Source organism: Endozoicomonas sp. OPT23, from assembly GCF_009653635.1.
Taxonomy (GTDB): domain Bacteria; phylum Pseudomonadota; class Gammaproteobacteria; order Pseudomonadales; family Endozoicomonadaceae; genus Endozoicomonas_A.
On sequence record NZ_PPFD01000007.1, the window covers coordinates 442,209 to 459,772 of the forward strand.

Annotated in this window: 11 protein-coding genes and 8 tRNA genes; 16 read left to right on the plus strand and 3 right to left on the minus strand. The window is 48.1% G+C overall.

The genetic code is table 11. The features are described 5' to 3' along the window. Window positions 1-28 precede the first annotated feature (28 nt). Window positions 29-3,484 carry a PAS domain-containing hybrid sensor histidine kinase/response regulator gene (locus tag EOPP23_RS18810; RefSeq protein ID WP_153767528.1) on the minus strand — a complete coding sequence of 1,152 codons (3,456 nt, stop codon included), beginning with the start codon at window positions 3,482-3,484 and terminating at the stop codon, window positions 29-31. Window positions 3,485-4,045: 561 nt separating this feature from the next. Here EOPP23_RS18810 and acs point away from each other — a divergent pair. The 12 genes from acs to EOPP23_RS18870 all read left to right on the plus strand — a co-directional run bounded on the left by acs (window position 4,046) and on the right by EOPP23_RS18870 (window position 9,676). After that, entirely contained in the window at window positions 4,046-6,001 is a 1,956-nt protein-coding gene (acs, locus tag EOPP23_RS18815) for an acetate--CoA ligase (RefSeq protein ID WP_153767529.1), read from the plus strand. A 269-nt stretch (window positions 6,002-6,270) separates the two neighbouring features. Beyond that, window positions 6,271-6,347, plus strand: a tRNA-Met gene (locus EOPP23_RS18820). A gap of 103 nt (window positions 6,348-6,450) precedes the next feature. Further along, window positions 6,451-6,527: transfer RNA gene (locus EOPP23_RS18825), tRNA-Met, on the plus strand. An 89-nt stretch (window positions 6,528-6,616) separates the two neighbouring features. Beyond that, a tRNA-Met gene (locus tag EOPP23_RS18830) sits at window positions 6,617-6,693 on the plus strand. A gap of 63 nt (window positions 6,694-6,756) precedes the next feature. Continuing rightward, window positions 6,757-6,833: transfer RNA gene (locus tag EOPP23_RS18835), tRNA-Met, on the plus strand. 63 nt (window positions 6,834-6,896) lie between these two features. After that, window positions 6,897-6,973, plus strand: a tRNA-Met gene (locus EOPP23_RS18840). A gap of 62 nt (window positions 6,974-7,035) precedes the next feature. Then, window positions 7,036-7,112: transfer RNA gene (locus EOPP23_RS18845), tRNA-Met, on the plus strand. 63 nt (window positions 7,113-7,175) lie between these two features. Further along, a tRNA-Met gene (locus tag EOPP23_RS18850) sits at window positions 7,176-7,252 on the plus strand. Between the two features lie 62 nt (window positions 7,253-7,314). Further along, a tRNA-Met gene (locus tag EOPP23_RS18855) sits at window positions 7,315-7,391 on the plus strand. 45 nt (window positions 7,392-7,436) lie between these two features. Continuing rightward, window positions 7,437-8,354, plus strand: a complete 918-nt coding sequence (locus tag EOPP23_RS18860; protein WP_153767530.1) for a patatin family protein — start codon at window positions 7,437-7,439, stop codon at window positions 8,352-8,354. Window positions 8,355-8,547: 193 nt separating this feature from the next. Then, window positions 8,548-9,126, plus strand: coding sequence for a DJ-1 family glyoxalase III (locus tag EOPP23_RS18865; protein ID WP_153767531.1), 579 nt, complete (start codon window positions 8,548-8,550; stop codon window positions 9,124-9,126). A 118-nt stretch (window positions 9,127-9,244) separates the two neighbouring features. Next, a complete protein-coding gene (locus EOPP23_RS18870; RefSeq protein ID WP_153767532.1) occupies window positions 9,245-9,676 on the plus strand; it encodes a hypothetical protein in 432 nt (143 codons plus the stop codon). Window positions 9,677-9,710: 34 nt separating this feature from the next. Here EOPP23_RS18870 and EOPP23_RS18875 read toward each other — a convergent pair whose 3' ends face one another. Beyond that, the gene (locus tag EOPP23_RS18875) at window positions 9,711-11,417 is read right to left on the minus strand and encodes an AMP-binding protein (RefSeq protein WP_153767533.1); all 1,707 of its coding nucleotides are present in this window, start codon (window positions 11,415-11,417) and stop codon (window positions 9,711-9,713) included. A gap of 357 nt (window positions 11,418-11,774) precedes the next feature. Between EOPP23_RS18875 and sctD the strand changes: the two genes are divergently transcribed. The 4 genes from sctD to EOPP23_RS18895 are packed head-to-tail and all read left to right on the plus strand — an operon-like array spanning window position 11,775 to window position 14,150. Then, window positions 11,775-13,265, plus strand: coding sequence for a type III secretion system inner membrane ring subunit SctD (gene sctD, locus EOPP23_RS18880; protein ID WP_153767534.1), 1,491 nt, complete (start codon window positions 11,775-11,777; stop codon window positions 13,263-13,265). Further along, window positions 13,240-13,494: an EscE/YscE/SsaE family type III secretion system needle protein co-chaperone gene (locus tag EOPP23_RS18885; RefSeq protein ID WP_194842677.1), complete on the plus strand. Its 255-nt coding sequence runs from the start codon at window positions 13,240-13,242 to the stop codon at window positions 13,492-13,494. The genes sctD and EOPP23_RS18885 overlap by 26 nt, the downstream gene beginning before the upstream one ends. Window positions 13,495-13,513: 19 nt before the next feature. Beyond that, window positions 13,514-13,744, plus strand: a complete 231-nt coding sequence (gene sctF, locus EOPP23_RS18890; protein WP_153767536.1) for a type III secretion system needle filament subunit SctF — start codon at window positions 13,514-13,516, stop codon at window positions 13,742-13,744. Between the two features lie 31 nt (window positions 13,745-13,775). After that, window positions 13,776-14,150, plus strand: coding sequence for a M48 family metallopeptidase (locus EOPP23_RS18895; protein WP_153767537.1), 375 nt, complete (start codon window positions 13,776-13,778; stop codon window positions 14,148-14,150). Window positions 14,151-14,173: 23 nt separating this feature from the next. On the opposite strand, the gene EOPP23_RS18900 is transcribed toward EOPP23_RS18895, so the two are convergent. After that, complete coding sequence (locus EOPP23_RS18900) at window positions 14,174-17,563, minus strand: glycosyltransferase (RefSeq protein WP_153767538.1); 3,390 nt, start codon at window positions 17,561-17,563, stop codon at window positions 14,174-14,176. Window position 17,564: the final 1 nt, after the last annotated feature.

Below are 17,564 nucleotides of genomic sequence, written 5' to 3' on the forward strand. Positions count from 1 at the left end.
ACAAGGCAGCTCGATGCCAGTTCGACGATCATGAGTGAACCACGGCTCTGGCATTCATCAAAGCCCGTAGTGATGCAGGCTTTACTGGCTTAGCAAGGAAATCAATTTCCTTCTCTCTGCATTCACTGACAATATCACCCTGTTTATCTGCAGAAATCAGAATAGCTGGCATTTCAATATCCAGCTGTCTGCGAATTTCTTCGATCAGTTCTATCCCATTCAAGCGCTGCTCCAACCGGTAATCCATCAGCAGAATATCCGGAGACAATCCATCATTTAGTAAGGATATGGCTTCTTCAATAGTCGCTGCGCAGGAAACGTCACAACCCCAGCGAGACAACAGAGCATTCATTCCCTTGAGAATATCGTCTTCATTATCAACGCAAAGTACTTTCAAACCAGTCAGCTTTGATCGCTTGATGACGTTATAGGTTTGCTTCTGAATCAGCTTTCTTTCAGCCAGATTAACCGTGACCGCAAACACGGCACCTTTGCCTTCTTTCGAATCAAGCTTCAAACCGTGACCAAGAACGTTGGCAATACCTTGAGCAATTGAAAGCCCCAGCCCCAGACCTTTGGCATCCTGATGTAACCGCTCAAATTCACCAAAAATCAACGCCTTCTTATCTTCCGGAATACCCGGGCCATTATCCCGAACTTCCAACTGCAGCTTTCCGGCACGCTTGCGGCAGGCCAGAATGATACGTCCATGATCAGGATTACAATAACGGAAGGCATTGGTCAGAAAATTCTGTAACACTCTTCGTAGCAGAACCGGATCGCTGGAAATCCATTCCGACGACTCCCGTAGCCTGAATTCAATACCCTGTTCTTTTGCCAGCAAAGTAAATTCAGCTTTCATGGAGCCAAGAATATCCGACAGCGGGAAGTCTTTAACGGAAGCCGTCAATTTGCCTGCTTCAAGTCGGGACATATCCAGCAGGTCACGAATCAGATCTTCTGATGATTTAAGAGAGCCCGTCAGATGTGACACCAGCTCTTTCTGGTCTTTCTCTGTGACAACGGTTTCAAGAGTAGAAGTAAACAATCTCGCCGCATTCATGGGCTGCATCAGATCATGACTGACCGCCGCAAAGAAACGTGACCGAAGACTGTTTGCTCGCTCCGCAGCACTTTTCGCTCTGAGCAACTCTTTATTCAGCTCGTAGAGTTCCCGGGTTCGTTCTTCAACTCGCTGCTCAAGACTCTCGTTAACATCTTTCAGGGCTGATTCAACCTGCCTGAATTCGGTGATATCGGTGAAACTCATTACAAAACCACCGGCGGGCATCGGATTACCGTGCATTTCAATCACCTGACCATTATTGCGCACACGCTCGGACTTATGACCCTGCCCTCGCTTCATATAGCTCACACGCTTTCGTACATGGTCTTCTATTTCACCAGCACCACAAAGCCCCTTACTGGCGTTGTAACGAATAATGTCTGCAACAGGCCGCCCGACCTTTATTAAACCTTCCGGATAGGAAAAAAGCTCCAGATAGCGCTGATTCCAGGCCACCAGCCTCAGCTCGCTATCGACCACACTGATGCCCTGATCAATATGTTCTATGGCACCACTGAGCAGTTCACGGTTGAACTGAATAACTTCCGATGTTTCGTCCACCATGGCTTCAACATCTTCAAAGCGAATCTCATCCCGGGACAAAGCCGTTTTCATCAGTACTTTGGCTGAAGATGCGCCCATCACACCGGCCAGCATTCGTTCGGTGGCGGCGACCATTTCAGAATCTGCAACCGTTGTTGGCGTTGAAGGATGAAAACTTCTGACCAGCTGACGTGCTCTTTGCTCACCCAGAAAGCGACCGACCAGTGAGCTCAGCTCCTGAACGGTGACAGTCTTATAATCGTGATCATCCTGAGGACTTAGAGACACATCCACAAAACGACGAGCCTGTCGTTTTTCCAGCGGATCCACTCGAAAATAGACACACCCCAGTAAATACAGAATCAGGTTAAGACTGAAGGCCAACGCACTGGCACCGTTAACATTGCCGGTAAATTCCAGCCCAAACAGGGATTCCGGCCGCAGGGCATAGATACCAAACAGCCCTTCATTCAGCAGTGAAGCAGATGTACCACTGGCTTCGGCAAAGAGTGGGACTATCAGGGTATAAAACCAGACAAGGCTGCCTACTGTCAGGCCCAATCCTACGGCTTTTTTATTAGTTTCTTTTAAATACAGAGAGCCAACGATGGCCGGAAGTAATTGGGCTACCGCTGCAAAAGAGATCATACCCAGCCCTGCTAGACTGTTAATATGACTCTCGTTAATAATTCTATAAACCACGTAGGCCATCAGCAGAATGCCAATGATGGTCGAGCGCCGTACATTGAGCAGCAGACCACTGAAGCGATAGTAGTCTTGACGTCCGTGGTAGCTTTTCCGAAGAATCATCGGCATCAGAATTTCATTGGAGATCATGGTTGATAAGGCAATAGTTGCCACAATAACCATACTGATCGCCGCAGAAACTCCTGCCATATAAGCCAGTAGAGCCATCCCTTCACTGCCCAGCACTCTTGGCAGTGCAATAACATAAGCGTCCGGTGAAATACTGCTACCCAGCCAGGCATTTCCAGCCAGAGCCATAGGCAACACAAACATGCAGGACAGCAACAGATAGAGCGGAAACATCCAGCGAGCTTTATTCAAATCCTTCACATTGCTGTTTTCTACCACCAGCACATGAAACTCTCTGGGTAGGCAGATAATAGAAGCCATCGCCATAAACGAAGGGATCAACATCGACGACAAGCTGAGTTCCTGTCGGGTACGTTCAACCGCATCGGCCAGATAAAGTGAAGGTATTTCAACGGTGGCAAAGAATTTATAGGTAATCCAGCCTCCGACAATCAAAAAGGCTACCAGCTTTAAAATCGACTCAAAGGCAATGGCCGTCATTACGCCGTACTGATGTTCAGTGGTATCCAGATGCCGGGTACCGAACATGATTACAAAGACCACCAGCAATAAAGTAACGCTGAGAGCCATATCCTCATGGGTCCAGCCATTAAGGCCACTGAACGAGAGCAGGTCAAAACCGGTGACAATGGCTTTCAGCTGCAGGGCTATATAGGGAAGAGTTCCCACCACCAGCAATGAGGTCACCATGATGGCCAGCCAGCGCGATTTGCCGTGGCGTGAAGCAATAAAGTCGGCAATCGAGGTGATGTTTTCCTGCTTGCTGACCAGAATCAGCTTACTGAGCAGCTTCCAGAAAATCACAAAGACCAGTGCCGGCCCAAGGTAAATAGGTACGAACGACCAAAGATCCTGACTCGCTTGCCCTACTGCGCCAAAATAGGTCCAGGCCGTGCAATACACCGCCAGCGACAAACTGTAGATGACAGCACGCCACTTCTCCCGGAGCTGTGCGCCACGGTGGTCTCCATACCATGCGACTGCAAAAAGCAGAGCCACATATACCAGTGCAATCAGTGCCAACAACCATCCGGCCATAGTAGACCTGAAACCTCATTTATTTTTTGTTCTGGCAGGAAATATACATTACTACGACCAAAGTCGCATAGCTGAGTTAGCAACAACTGCTAATTTTTCATCAGGTGTTTTTATGATTGCTCTTGCTGCTTGAAAGGGGTGATCAAAATGCATTCATTTGAAACCATACTGCCCTGAATACAAGCGTTCCAGCTTAACGAATCGTGCTCTTGACAGGGGATGCTCCCCTGTCCTTTTTAAGTCATAAATTTCTGCTTGAGCATTACCGCTTCCGGTTAGACAATACCAAAGTCTAATTTAATGGAATGACGATCCTTTTAAGATGACTCACAAGACGCCGGTTATACTTTTGCGCACCAGCTCTTTACACACGATATTTTTGAATGCTCTGTGAATGCATGATTGAAGGCGCAAGCATGATCGAAACTGCCTTAGTGAAAAGCCCACTTGATGCAGTCTGAACAATAAAACCCAAATAATAAAAATAGTGGCACTCGGCATCTGAAAATTTGTAGATGCTCACAGCCTTAAAAAACAACAAGAAGAAATCAAGGACAGCTTATGACAACCAGTGTTTATCCGGTGACGGAATCCGCTCTCGAAAACACCCACGTCGATAACAAGCGTTATCTGGAAATGTACCAGCAGTCTGTTGTTGACCCTGTCACCTTCTGGAGAGAACACGGTCAGCGCATCGACTGGTTCAAGCCTTACACCAAAGTTAAAAAAGTATCGTTTGACGATCGCAGCCTCGACATTCGCTGGTTCTACGACGGTACCACCAACGCTTCCTACAACTGCCTCGATCGCCATCTGGAAACCCGCGGCAATCAAATTGCCCTGATCTGGGAACCGGATGAAGAGACCGATGAAGCTCGCAAAATCACTTACCGCGAACTCCATGAAATGGTTTGTCGCTTTGCTAACGGTTTGATGAGTCAGGGCGTGCGCCGTGGTGATGTCGTCGCTATCTACATGCCAATGATTGTTGAGTCTGTGGTTGCCATGCTGGCCTGTACCCGTATCGGTGCTGTTCATTCCGTCGTATTCGGTGGCTTCTCTCCGGAAGCTCTGGCCGGCCGAGTTAAAGACTCCAATGCCAAAGTCGTTGTTACCTGCGATGAGGGCGTGCGTGCCGGCAAACATGTTCACCTGAAAGACAATGTTGATGAAGCACTGAGCAGCCACGGCGAAATCACCTCCGTAGAAAAAGTCATCATGTACCGTCATACCGGCGCCAAAACTTCCTGGCAGGAAGGCCGTGATGTCTGCTGGAATGAGCTGGTCGCTCTGTGCAATCCATACTGTGTTGCCGCCGAGATGAAAGCAGAAGACCCGCTATTCATTCTCTATACCTCCGGCTCTACCGGAACACCCAAAGGTGTCGTACACACCACAGGTGGCTATCTGGTTTATGCCTCCATGACTCACGAATATGTGTTTGATTATCAGGATGGTGAAGTCTTCTGGTGTACGGCAGATGTCGGCTGGGTAACCGGTCACAGCTATGTAACCTATGGCCCACTATTGAATGGTGCCACTCAGGTTATTCATGAAGGCGTGCCGAACTACCCCGAAATCAATCGCATGAGCAAGATTGTTGATAAGCATAAGGTCAACATTCTTTATACCGCGCCTACCGCTATCCGCTCTCTGATGGCAGAAGGTGAAAAAGCCGTTGCAGGCACTGATCGTTCCAGCCTGCGTCTACTGGGAACGGTAGGCGAACCGATCAATCCTGAAGCCTGGAACTGGTATTACAGCACCATCGGTGGTGAGCGTTGCCAGATTGTAGACACCTGGTGGCAGACAGAAACCGGTGGCGCCATGCTGACGCCTCTGCCAGGCGCAACTGACCTGAAGCCAGGTTCTGCAACCCGCCCATTCTTCGGTGTTAAACCCGCTTTGGTTGATAACGAAGGTTTGATTGTTGAAGGCAACAATGTGGAAGGCAATCTGGTTATTCTGGACAGCTGGCCTGGCCAGGCTCGTACTGTTTATGGAGATCACGATCGCTTTGTTCAGACCTACTTCAAAACCTTCCGTGCCATGTACACCACCGGTGACGGCGCACGCCGTGATGAAGACGGTTACTACTGGATTACCGGCCGTGTCGATGACGTGCTGAACGTTTCCGGTCACCGTATGGGTACGGCTGAAATTGAATCCGCACTGGTCGCCCATGAGACTGTTGCTGAAGCGGCAGTGGTTGGCTTCCCGCATGACATCAAAGGTCAGGGTATCTATGTCTATGTCACCCTGAATACCGGCACTGAATACACTGATGAGTTGAAAAAGACTCTGCGTCAGTGGGTTCGTCACGAGATTGGTCCGATTGCGACACCGGATATCATCCAGTGGGCGCCAGGTCTGCCAAAGACCCGTTCCGGCAAGATCATGCGTCGTATTCTGCGCAAGATTGCTGCTTCCGAGTACGATACTCTGGGTGACACTTCCACTCTGGCTGACCCGGGTGTTGTTGATCACCTGATCAAGGAACGTACATTGGCTGGCTGATCAATAGCGAGTTAATAAAAGGCTGATGCAGTTCAGAATTGCATCAGCCTTTTTTATTACCTTTGAAAAGTAAACCTTTGTCATCACTCCTATTTCTCGCTTACTGGAAAATATACGTACTGGAAATTTAAAACCGTACCTCGCTCATTAATCGGTTGACTTTGAGCATGATCGTTCCTAATATGCGCTCCTCGTTGAAGCAGGGGTGGAGCGAATCCGGCCCTCGCTACCAATCAACGAAAGGATATCTGAGAGCTTCAGATTTCAGGTGCGGGATGGAGCAGCCTGGTAGCTCGTCGGGCTCATAACCCGAAGGTCGTCAGTTCGAATCTGGCTCCCGCTACCAACTATTTATTGAAAGTGGTTACTATAAACAGCTTCTTTAAATAGCTATGTGAATACAACGAATACGACATTTATTACCAGCGTCGTGTTCTACAGAGTTTCGGTGCGGGATGGAGCAGTCTGGTAGCTCGTCGGGCTCATAACCCGAAGGTCGTCAGTTCGAATCTGGCTCCCGCTACCAACTATTTACTGAAATCAGTTTCTATAAATAGTTATGTAAATACAACGAACACGACATTATTTATCAGGGTCGGGTTCTACAGGTTTCGGTGCGGGATGGAGCAGCCTGGTAGCTCGTCGGGCTCATAACCCGAAGGTCGTCAGTTCGAATCTGGCTCCCGCTACCAATTAATTGTAAGAAGACAACGAACACGACATTTATTACCAGCGTCGTGTTCTATAAGTTTCGGTGCGGGATGGAGCAGCCTGGTAGCTCGTCGGGCTCATAACCCGAAGGTCGTCAGTTCGAATCTGGCTCCCGCTACCAATTAATTGTAAGAAGACAACGAATACGACATTCATTACCAGCGTCGTGTTCTATAAGTTTCGGTGCGGGATGGAGCAGCCTGGTAGCTCGTCGGGCTCATAACCCGAAGGTCGTCAGTTCGAATCTGGCTCCCGCTACCAATTAATTTTAAAAGACAATGAACACGGCAGTTATTACCAGAGTCGAGTTCTATAAGTTTCGGTGCGGGATGGAGCAGCCTGGTAGCTCGTCGGGCTCATAACCCGAAGGTCGTCAGTTCGAATCTGGCTCCCGCTACCAACTAATTGTGAGAAAATAACGAACACGACAGTTATTACCAGAGTCGAGTTCTATAAGTTTCGGTGCGGGATGGAGCAGCCTGGTAGCTCGTCGGGCTCATAACCCGAAGGTCGTCAGTTCGAATCTGGCTCCCGCTACCAATTAATTTTAAAAGACAATGAACACGGCAGTTATTACCAGAGTCGGGTTCTACAAGTTTCGATGCGGGATGGAGCAGCCTGGTAGCTCGTCGGGCTCATAACCCGAAGGTCGTCAGTTCGAATCTGGCTCCCGCTACCAAACAAATATAAGCCGGTTTATCCGGCTTTATTTTTATCTGGCCCTATGCACAGCACCTCTTCCTGCGATATCTCCGAGAATACTCCGGTAAAAACTGCTCTGATTGTTGAAGGTGGCGGTATGCGCGGTGTTTTTTCTGCTGGCGTGCTTGATGCTTTTCTCGATAAACGACATCGCAATTTTGATGCCTACTACGGTGTTTCAGCCGGCGCTCTGAACCTTCTCTCCTTTATAAATGCCCAACGTGGTCGTAATCTGGACATTTATACCGGCGCTTGTCTTGATCCGAAATTCATCAGTATCAAACGTCACCTGAAAGGCGGAAACCTCTTCGATCTGGACTGGTTTTTTGATCGCATTGGCCGCCTATACCTGGATCAGGGAAAGTTTCTGCAGAGCCTTAAAGGCAAATCCTTTACCATTGTTACGACCTGCTCCAATACAGGCTATCCGGTTTATCACCGCATAGATGAGCATTCCGATCTGGATCAGCTCTTCGAAATGCTGAAAGCATCCAGTGCCCTGCCCATGATCTACCGTCAGCCCATAGACATTGATGGCCGGCAACTGGTGGACGGGACTATGGCTGACCCTCTGCCAATCATGAAAGCCGTCGAAGATGGCCACCAGCATATCGTTCTGATTCGAACCCGGGAAAGCAATTATCGAAAGACGCCTTCTTCAGCCAACCGACTGATGGCCTGGCAGTTTCGCAAACAACCTGAACTGGCTCAGCTGATTCGGGAACAGTATCGAATTTATAACGACAGCCTTGACCAGATCGAACAACTCAAACAGCAGGGTATTCGTATTACGGAAATTGCACCGCAATCGAAGCTGGCCTGTACACGCAGTACTCGTAACCGAACAAGACTGGTCTCTGATTACCATCGCGGTTACAGCGAAGGTTATGCCCTTCTGAATCAAGCTCATATCAACAGTGTTGTTGATATTAATGAATAAGCCTTAGAGGCTTATTCAATTCCTCTCTTTTTTTTCCTTACCTTTTACCGCCTCTTTAATCTCTGGCACTGGCTTTCTTGTCGATCATAGCTAGTCTTTGTGTGAAATTTCAGGATCTGGTGACCACCCAAGCGAAGCTTTTGTTTGGCTTCGTCACCTGCCAGTTAACAAGCTGACCATTAAGAGGTTAACTATGCCAAGGCAGATACTGGTACCCGTTGCACATGGCTGCGAAGAGATAGAAGCCGTTACTATTATTGATACCCTCAGACGGGCTGGAGCCCAGGTTACCATTGCTGCCTGCACAACTGATCACTCTCTGGAGATCGAAGCCTCCAGAGGCATTCGCTTCATCGCTGACTGTCATATCGAACACTGCACTGAAAATAACTACCACCTTATTGCTCTTCCCGGTGGCATGCCTGGTTCCGCCCATCTCCGGGACTGCCAACCTCTGACCGAACTGCTGGCCAGACAACAAGCTGCGGGCCGCTGGTATGCAGCCATATGCGCGGCTTCAGCCGTGGTACTGGCACACCACTCATTACTGGATAACGTCAGAGCCACCTGTTATCCCAGCTTTTTTGATCAGCTTGAAGGGGCTCTTGCCCAGCCCGGTGATCCGGTGGTAGTGGATGCCAAAAAGAAAGTAATTACCGCTCAGGGGCCGGGGTGTGCCATGGCATTCAGTCTGGCTCTGATAGACGCCGTTTATGGTAAGGATGCCTATCGCCCCATCGCCAAACAAATGCTGGCAGACTGGGCTTTATAGCACCTCATTCGAAGTGCTGACGAACGGCCCATTCGACAGCACTTTTTTACAAAAAGCAGGGTTTAGAAATAACCATTCTGGACGCTAGAGATATATACCATTGTCCAGAGGTATCTTCATGGAAAGCATTATTCTCCTCATCATTTGCCTGCTTGCTCTCTACCAGCTGAGCGTACGCCAGAACAAGATTGCTAATCAGCTGATTGCCAATACATACAGCCGCTTTGAGCGACGGTATAACAAGGTGACATACAGCTGCCCCGACTCTGAGGTTGTATTGAAAGAACTGCGGGCCATTCCCGGCATTCCGATGATCCCATCACTGAGCTATACGGCTAAAGCCTTATGCATGACAGAACAGAAAGAGTGGTTCTGGTTTGAGGCTAACATTCGATTTATGCGAGTTCAGTCGACTAATATTGTTCCAGCCGAACAGGAAGAAGCAAGAGCTGCACTTCAAGGTGAGCAGTCACTGATACTGAAGTATTTTCCCGAAGATAAAGCAGGTAAGCAGAGCAGCAGAGCTAAACCGGAAACAACCAGTCATTGATTGTTTCCGACAGTGTGAACATCCTGAACCCAGATCAGCCTTGAGCAATCGCCTCAGCACGAAGATCCTTTCTTAGAATCTTACCTACTGGTGTCATAGGCAACTCATCACGAAATTCAATATCCTTAGGCACTTTATAAGCCGTTAGATGCTCACGGCAGTAGGACTGAACATCTTCCTTTGTCAGACCATCATCAGATGGGATGACAAACAGCTTGATACGTTCTCCGGTTACATCATCCGGTAAACCAATGGCAGCACAGTTTTCGACCCGATCAAAACCGGCAACAATATCCTCAATTTCATTGGGATAAACATTAAAGCCGGAAACCAGAATCATATCTTTCAGGCGATCCACTATCTGAACAAATCCATCTTCTTTAATAATGGCGACATCACCGGTCTTCAACCAGCCATCAGCTCCAAGTACTTCAGCAGTAGCTTCCTCCCTGCCCCAGTATCCTTTCATGACCTGCGGGCCTTTGACACACAGCTCGCCACGTTCACCAATACCCATCTCATTACCGTTTTCATCCAGCACTTTCAGCTCGGTACTTGATACTGGCAACCCCGCCGTTCCCAGCTGAGACGTTGGGCCAAACGGGTTCATACAAACCGCAGGTGAACATTCGGTCAAACCATAAGCTTCCGATACATGACAACCGGTAACTTTATGCCAGCGCACACCGGTTTCATGCTGCAAAGCTGTACCGCCGGAGAGCGTCAATTTCAGACGACTAAAGTCACACTCTAGGAAGTCCGGATGATTCATCAGACTGACGAACAGAGTATTCAAACCAATAAAGCCGGTAAACTGCCAGGGCTTTATAAACTTGATAAAGGTTTTGGTATCTCTGGGATTGGCAATCAGAACGCTCTGGTTACCCATCAATGGCATACAAAGCAGGTGCACTGTGAACGCATAAATATGATAAAGAGGCAGAGGCGCAATGATGATTTCATTTCCCTCCTCCTGAACCGGCCTGCCTTCTTCGTTATGCTGTGACAGCATAACTTTTGCCTGCAGCATATTGGCAATCAGGTTTCGCTGAGTCAGCTCCGCGCCTTTCGCCACTCCCGTTGTACCACCGGTGTACTGCAATACAGCAGGCATATCGCTGGAAGGTGGGTTCTCCAGCGTTTTGTAGGAATAGGTAGAGCCTTTATTCAATGCATCCCTGAAACCAACAGCCTTTGGCAGGTTAAACGGCTGCACCATTTTTTTAATGTGTTTGGCTGCAAAGTTAATCAACTGCCTTTTAGGCGTTGGCAGCATATCTGCAACACGGGTGACAATCAGATGTTCAATCTTTGTCTCTGCAATAACTTCTTCAACCAGATGACCGAAGTTATCCATAAAGACCAAAGCTTTGGCTCCGGAGTCATTGAACTGGTGCAACATCTCCCGGGCAGTATAAAGCGGGTTAGTATTTACAATAGTCAGTCCAGCACGAATAGCGCCATAGGCTGCAATGGGATATTGCAGCAGGTTAGGCATCTGTATGGCAATGCGGTCTCCAGGCTGAAGATTGGTGCACTCTTTTAGATAGTTGGCAAATTGCTGACTGTAACGATCAAGATCAGCAAAGCTCAGGGTGTGGCCTATACCGGTAAACGCCGGACGGTCTGAGTGACGACACAACAGGTCATCGATAATACTGACCAGATTGGGGTACATATCCGGATTAATGGTATCTTCTACGCCTGCCGGGCGCTTGCCCTGCCAGAAGGATGCTTCCATAGTGCCAACTCTCTTGTTTTTTCTTGTTGTTCTTTTTAGTCGTTTATTCGCAAAAAGCAGCTTTTGCCTATTGCTGAAGTCAGGTATTTAACTCTGTTAACCGTGCCGAAGCAGAAGCCATTTTGCCAGCATTTTCATGTATTTTTATAGTTTTTTTAACAATTTCAGTCATTTTCACTCAAAAAATCATTACTGGTAATGATAAATAGATTCAAATAGTCTTATAAAGATGCACTGCACATATTAGGTGTTCAGACATACTGAATCGAATAGTCATCAGTACTTTGCCTGCCCGAGGCAGGCTGAGGTCTTGTAAGTTCTGTATATGAACACTTACAGCCGGAACGGAAGCTGGCCATGAGTGAGTTTTACCTGAAAATTCTCTCGGGAAACCATCTGGGTGCCGAGATCCCTCTGGAGCCAGGTCAATATACCCTGGGCAGAGGTGACGACAGTGATCTGGTGCTTTCTGACGCCTCACTGGCCGATATTGAACTCACTATCACCATCTCCGAAGATGGCTTGCTCGCCATCTCTTCACAGGAACAAAACAATAACCTTTATCTGAATGGCAACCCGGCTCCTTCCAGTATTCAGATCAACCATTTTGACATTATCACTTCCAGCAACCTGTTTTTTTCTCTGGGGCCTGCTGACGCTGACTGGCCTGACCAGCCACTCCCTGAATTACAACGACCAGAACCTGAACCGGAAGATGAACTTCCCGAAGGAGAGCAACCCTCAGGTGATGAAATTGATAGTGGCGAATTCCCGGATGATCTGGGCTTTCCTGATGACCTCGAAGCCTCTGATAATGAGACGCCAGCTCTCACTCTGCCAGATAATGCAACAGATAACGCTAAGGAAATTGATGACGATGATTCTGAAGACGAAGACTTTGAGAATCCTCTGGCCGGCATTGATAAGCGATGGCTGATTGGCGTACCGGTCGGCGTACTGATTGTTTTACTCTCGATCATAATTCTCAGCCTGTCAGGCTCGTCTGATGAGCCTGACATCGCCGATTTCCTGCAACAGGCCAAGAATATCCGGGCAGAGCTCAGACAGAAAAACGTTAAGCTAAGAGAGCTACCCGACAAGAGCATTCTGGTCTCCGGCTACATTATGACCATCAGCGATAAACAGAATTTACAGAGGGTTCTGCAGGAAAGAGGTATCCCCTTTACCTCCCAGTTGGTCATAATGAATGAGTTACGTGCCAATGCTGATGCCATTCTCAACAACAGAGGCTATAAATCCCTGAGCCTGGAACTCGACAATTCCCCAGGCTCGCTGGTTATGACCGGTTATGTCAGCAGTTCTGAAGAGCTGAACAAGATAGTTTCCATGCTGAAGCAGGAAGTTCACGGCCTGGTTTCCATTGTCGATCAGGTAGAGAATCAGACGGGGCGAGTTAACACTCTGAAGTCGATGCTCAGGGAAAAAGGCCTTGCACCGCGCATTCATCTTATCCAAAAACCTAACCAGATTACTTTAGAAGGCCACCTGCTGGACGATGAACAGGTATACAACCTGAATAATATCGTTAACCGGTTCAGAAAAAGATATGGCAACCGCCCAGAGCTCAAGCTTGCTACCAAGCACGCAGGCTCACCCGGTAAAGTGGCAGGACCTCTGAGTCCATCACTCAGTATCACCGGAGTCAGTATGGGACGAGTTCCTTTTGTAGTAATGGAAGATGGTGCCAAATACCTGATCGGGGCCAAACTGGCGAACGGGTATGTTATTGAAGAGATCAATCTTGAGTATCTGCTGTTAACCAAGGGTACCAACCGGATCAAATATCGTCTTGGAGGGAGCCGTGGCGGAACACAAAGCAAACAATGAGCAGGTACACCTCTCGGATCTGGAAGAGCAGCTGATCATCGATGATGACGGTAGCCTACGCGAGCAGCTGCTAAAAGATCTGGTCGATGAAGCCATGCAGCTCAAGTCTGAGCAGAACAAAGGGCTGTCGCCGGACGAATTTGACCGAAACAGCTCTATGATTACCGCCATTCTGGCTGCTGCTGAAGTGGTTGAGCAGACCTGGAGCAAACATCATGGAAAAGGTTAACAGATAACAGGAGTTCACCATGGCCAACACCTCATTCAATTTCGATGATGTTCAGGACAAACTCGGGGCATCAGCTAATACACTGAACGAACAACTTTCAGCCAAGATTTCGGATATGGACCCGAACAACACCAAAGATATGGTGGAATTTCAGGTCATGTTCAACAAATACATGGTGGTAGAAGGTTTGAGATCAAGCATTATCAAATCCATCAAAGACACCCTGCAGAGTATTATTCAGAAGCTCTGATACCAGATAGAACTAACAGGAGAGCCAAACCATGGTCAGCGACAACACCATCAAAACCATTGCCGACATCGGCTTTATGGCGGCTACCAATGGTATGTCCAAGCATGCATTCGGTATCTTCTGCGCACTGGAAAAAGTTCGTCCGGACAGCGTTCTTCCCAGCCTGGGTTTTGCTACTGTCTTCATCAACAAGAAAATGAACCAGGAAGCTCTGGAAATTCTGCACAAGGAAGCCATCCCCAAAGATCCTGACAGCCCCGCTGTAAAAGCCTTTATCGGTTTAGCGCTGATGCTGGAAGGTCGTAACAAGGAAAGCGAAGACACTCTGGCTGATGCTGCAGCGACTAAAGATCCGGAAGCAAAAGTGATGGCCGAAGAACTGCTGGCCGAAATACGTCAGGGCTAGCCCCTGTCGATTAACTTCTCAGATTACCCTGATTGCTCGGGTTTCAAACCACTCCTGTTAACGACTTCTTTCAAATGGTCAGGACCCAGTCCTCGACCTGGCTGGCAGTCATTCTTAAACCAGTCCTCAAGAGCGCTCTTATAACACTTAAGAAAATCTTCCAGCTTATCCTTGTTCGATGCCAGCCCCGCCACTTGATTTACCAGAGCATCACAGGGATTCGTAGCAAAAAAGTTTTCCACAACCTTCCCCCCCTTACCTGAATTGACAAGCATGCTGCATGGATGATCGCTGGCAACCCGGGAAAAATAAATATCATGCTGGCGAACAAACGACTTATACACTGCATTCGATAGTTTACTGGAGGGCTCCTGCCACTGAGGCTCTAGCCAACGCTGATTGATTTCTGCAGCACCAGCGATCCTGTGAGCCATTCGCCGGAAGTAGTCATTACTGTCTTTCAGCGACAACTGCTGAAATGCCTTCTCAACAAAGGAGTGCCGTGATTGCTGCTTGACCGCCACACAGTCAAGTCTCGGCTTGTAACTGATCGCTTCCTGACTTAACCCCTGCAATGCCTGACACCACAAATCAGCATGGGCAATAATCGCTCTAACCGCTTGTTCAAAGCCTTCTTCGACATATTTTGAATGCACCACGGCTAAAGATGGTTGCCTGCCATCCAGCACATGGCGAGCACCTTGCTGCAGACAATGAATGGTAACTGCCTGAAACTGCTGTGCAGGACTTTCCTGCAAACTGCCATTCACTAGCTCATGGCTGCAAAGACTTACTCTAAAAGTATGAAATGATTCCCAGATATCCAGCAGATTGGTATGACCCAGACTGGACTCTCTCAGTCCCCGTGCAAAGGCGGCTTCAGGATTATTGATTTCACTGGCAAGACTCATAATCACGGGGTTGTGAAAAGGCGCTTCAGCGTCAATTAGACAGGGCAAGCCATTTTTAATCAGTACATTCAAGTGGTGTATATCACCCTGTCCACTCATAAGACAAAAACCCGCTAATGCACCCAGAGCCTTTTGATAATTCTGATAACTAGCAACAGATGATTCTGTTTCGACATATTCTGTGAACCCAAAATCACCCTGCTCATCAGCCAGTGGCAGGATATTGTGAACAACCGGGCATGGAAAGTCCGATAACCACCCAGCCAGGTTAGCCATCAAACCTTCCTTGCCAGTCAGTGCATTATCAACCCTGAGATTGCGCTCCTTGTAGACAAGCTGTTGGCCACTATTCAGGGTAAGTTTATAGACTCGACCAGCCTGCTCGGAAAACAGGGACTTCACTTCGATAATGTCAGCAGCCTGCGTCTCATCGGCAAAAAAAACACGATTGATATCACTCAGGTTCTTATTGAATCTTGTCAACAGACGACGATATTGCTTCAACTCACGGATAAACTGTCGCCTGCTATTGCGAAACCAAAGAGGGTAACGTTCTGCGAGGACTGCGAGCCCTCCCGCTTTTTGCAACTGCTTAAGCATCTCATGGTAGTCAAGCAGCTGCTCTTCCTCTCCATACCAGCAGATAGCCTGAAACAGTCTGACATCCATATGCCCGGCAAATAACTGAGCCAGCGATTGCTCGCAGACAAGAGGCTGCTTAACAGATTGCCTGAGACAGTCTACAAAATGACTGACAACAGGCTTTAGGAGTTCTGACCTGATACTTTCCGGGTAAACGACTCCGCAGTCATCAATATATTCGGGGAGTTTGAGCCGGTAAGGCACATTTCTCTGTACCTTGCTGTCTACCGTTTTTAACAGATTGTGCTTTAGCATCCAGCCCAGCACAGCAGCTGCACCGTTGTCGCGCTTGATCAGTGACTGAAGCTTAACCACCTCCTCCCCACTAATAGCTTGCTCCAGCACAGTCCGAATGTTTTCTTGATCAAACAGAAAACGAAGCTGCTTATAAACCGGATGCCTTTCAGATTCCAGATAAACCCGCAGTCCACGGTCGGTGGTTTGTAATAGGCTTTGTTGTTGAAGATAGTGGGAAGGATAGTGGCCAAAAGCGTCAAGGTAAGGCGTTCCGCAAAGACGGCGGCTTTGATACTGGCCCTCTGTTCTGGTCCCAAGCTGATCAACCAGGTCGTGGTACTGTGCCATAACAACAGGCCAGTCATACAACTCTTCTGCCCTGCTTCTGGCTGCAGCTCCTGTCTCCAGTCGAAGCTGCTCATCAGCCAATAATTCACTAAGAGTAACCGTCAGTTTTTCACTGTTCACAGCAGTGCTTTGCGCTTCAATAAAGTTCGCTATTGGCTTATTCAAAAGACTTAATGGCCGGCTTAATAACTCACAGTTAAGCGTTTGTGTCTCTATCAGATAGCCCGACTGTCCATGCTCAATTAAATCCCGGTGGCCATTCCAGTCAGAGGCAACCACAGCCAACCCCGCTTTCATGGCCTCGACAATAGCCAGCCCAAAGCTTTCCTGAGTATTGTCTGATATTGAAACAAAAATATCGGACGCAGACAGCAGCATCTGTTTACGTGGCTCATCAATGGACAGCTCGAATCTGACTCTGTCTTCAAGGTTTAATTCATACGCCATAGACGTCAGCATTCTGATTTCTTCCGAACCCGGGTCACCAGCACCTGCTACCACCAGCTGAAAGTCAGGACTGTTTTTCTGCTCAATCAGGTTATTCAGTGCCACCAGTAGCGGCTGTAAATCCACTTTATCCGCTGCAGTAACTCGCCCAAGACAGAGAATGACAGGCTTTGCACGATCAAGACCCAGACTGTTTTTAAGCTCAGCCTTCATCACACCATTAACCGGATTCCCAAAATCCTGCCGACTCTCGGTAATGGCCATTCCCAACGGTAGCGAAGAAACTTGCCCCGAAAAAGGAACAGCAATGCCTACAGAATCTGACAAGGAAGCACTGGCAGCTGACAATAGTTTGGACATCACTTTCTTCTGAGCGCTCGAACTGCACAAAATGGCATCACAGGCTTTCAGCGGAGCAAGAATCAGATCACGCGCTCTGGACAGCGAAGGATCATCACTCAAGCTATGAGCTCTACCTGTTACAGGAAAGAGTGTTTCGGAAAACTGGTTGCGCAATTCAGCCAGATGGACAAGGTGATGATCGCCCTGATGAAAGACTGTATAGGTATACTGTGCCAGATACTCTGGCAGCTCATTGACCGAAATAAGCGATATTTTTTTATCGGCGCCAAACAGCTGCATCCAGTTACGGTTATCTTCTGTGAATCGTTCAATCTGTTCCGGCAGGAAGAAAAGGTGAAGCTGATCAAAATTGCTGTATCGAATAACCGCTCGAATAAAATCTTCGTTGGCTTTTCGAAGACCATTAATACTGCGGTTATCGTAGGAATACCAAGAAACCAGTGCACCAAACAGAGAAGAACTCATA

Coding starts and splice junctions, on each gene's coding strand:
- EOPP23_RS18810 (WP_153767528.1), bottom strand. CDS start 3,484: ATGGCCGGATGGTTGTTGGCACTGATTGCACTGGTATATGTGGCTCTG.
- acs (WP_153767529.1), top strand. CDS start 4,046: ATGACAACCAGTGTTTATCCGGTGACGGAATCCGCTCTCGAAAACACC.
- EOPP23_RS18860 (WP_153767530.1), top strand. CDS start 7,437: ATGCACAGCACCTCTTCCTGCGATATCTCCGAGAATACTCCGGTAAAA.
- EOPP23_RS18865 (WP_153767531.1), top strand. CDS start 8,548: ATGCCAAGGCAGATACTGGTACCCGTTGCACATGGCTGCGAAGAGATA.
- EOPP23_RS18870 (WP_153767532.1), top strand. CDS start 9,245: ATGGAAAGCATTATTCTCCTCATCATTTGCCTGCTTGCTCTCTACCAG.
- EOPP23_RS18875 (WP_153767533.1), bottom strand. CDS start 11,417: ATGGAAGCATCCTTCTGGCAGGGCAAGCGCCCGGCAGGCGTAGAAGAT.
- sctD (WP_153767534.1), top strand. CDS start 11,775: ATGAGTGAGTTTTACCTGAAAATTCTCTCGGGAAACCATCTGGGTGCC.
- sctF (WP_153767536.1), top strand. CDS start 13,514: ATGGCCAACACCTCATTCAATTTCGATGATGTTCAGGACAAACTCGGG.
- EOPP23_RS18895 (WP_153767537.1), top strand. CDS start 13,776: ATGGTCAGCGACAACACCATCAAAACCATTGCCGACATCGGCTTTATG.
- EOPP23_RS18900 (WP_153767538.1), bottom strand. CDS start 17,563: ATGAGTTCTTCTCTGTTTGGTGCACTGGTTTCTTGGTATTCCTACGAT.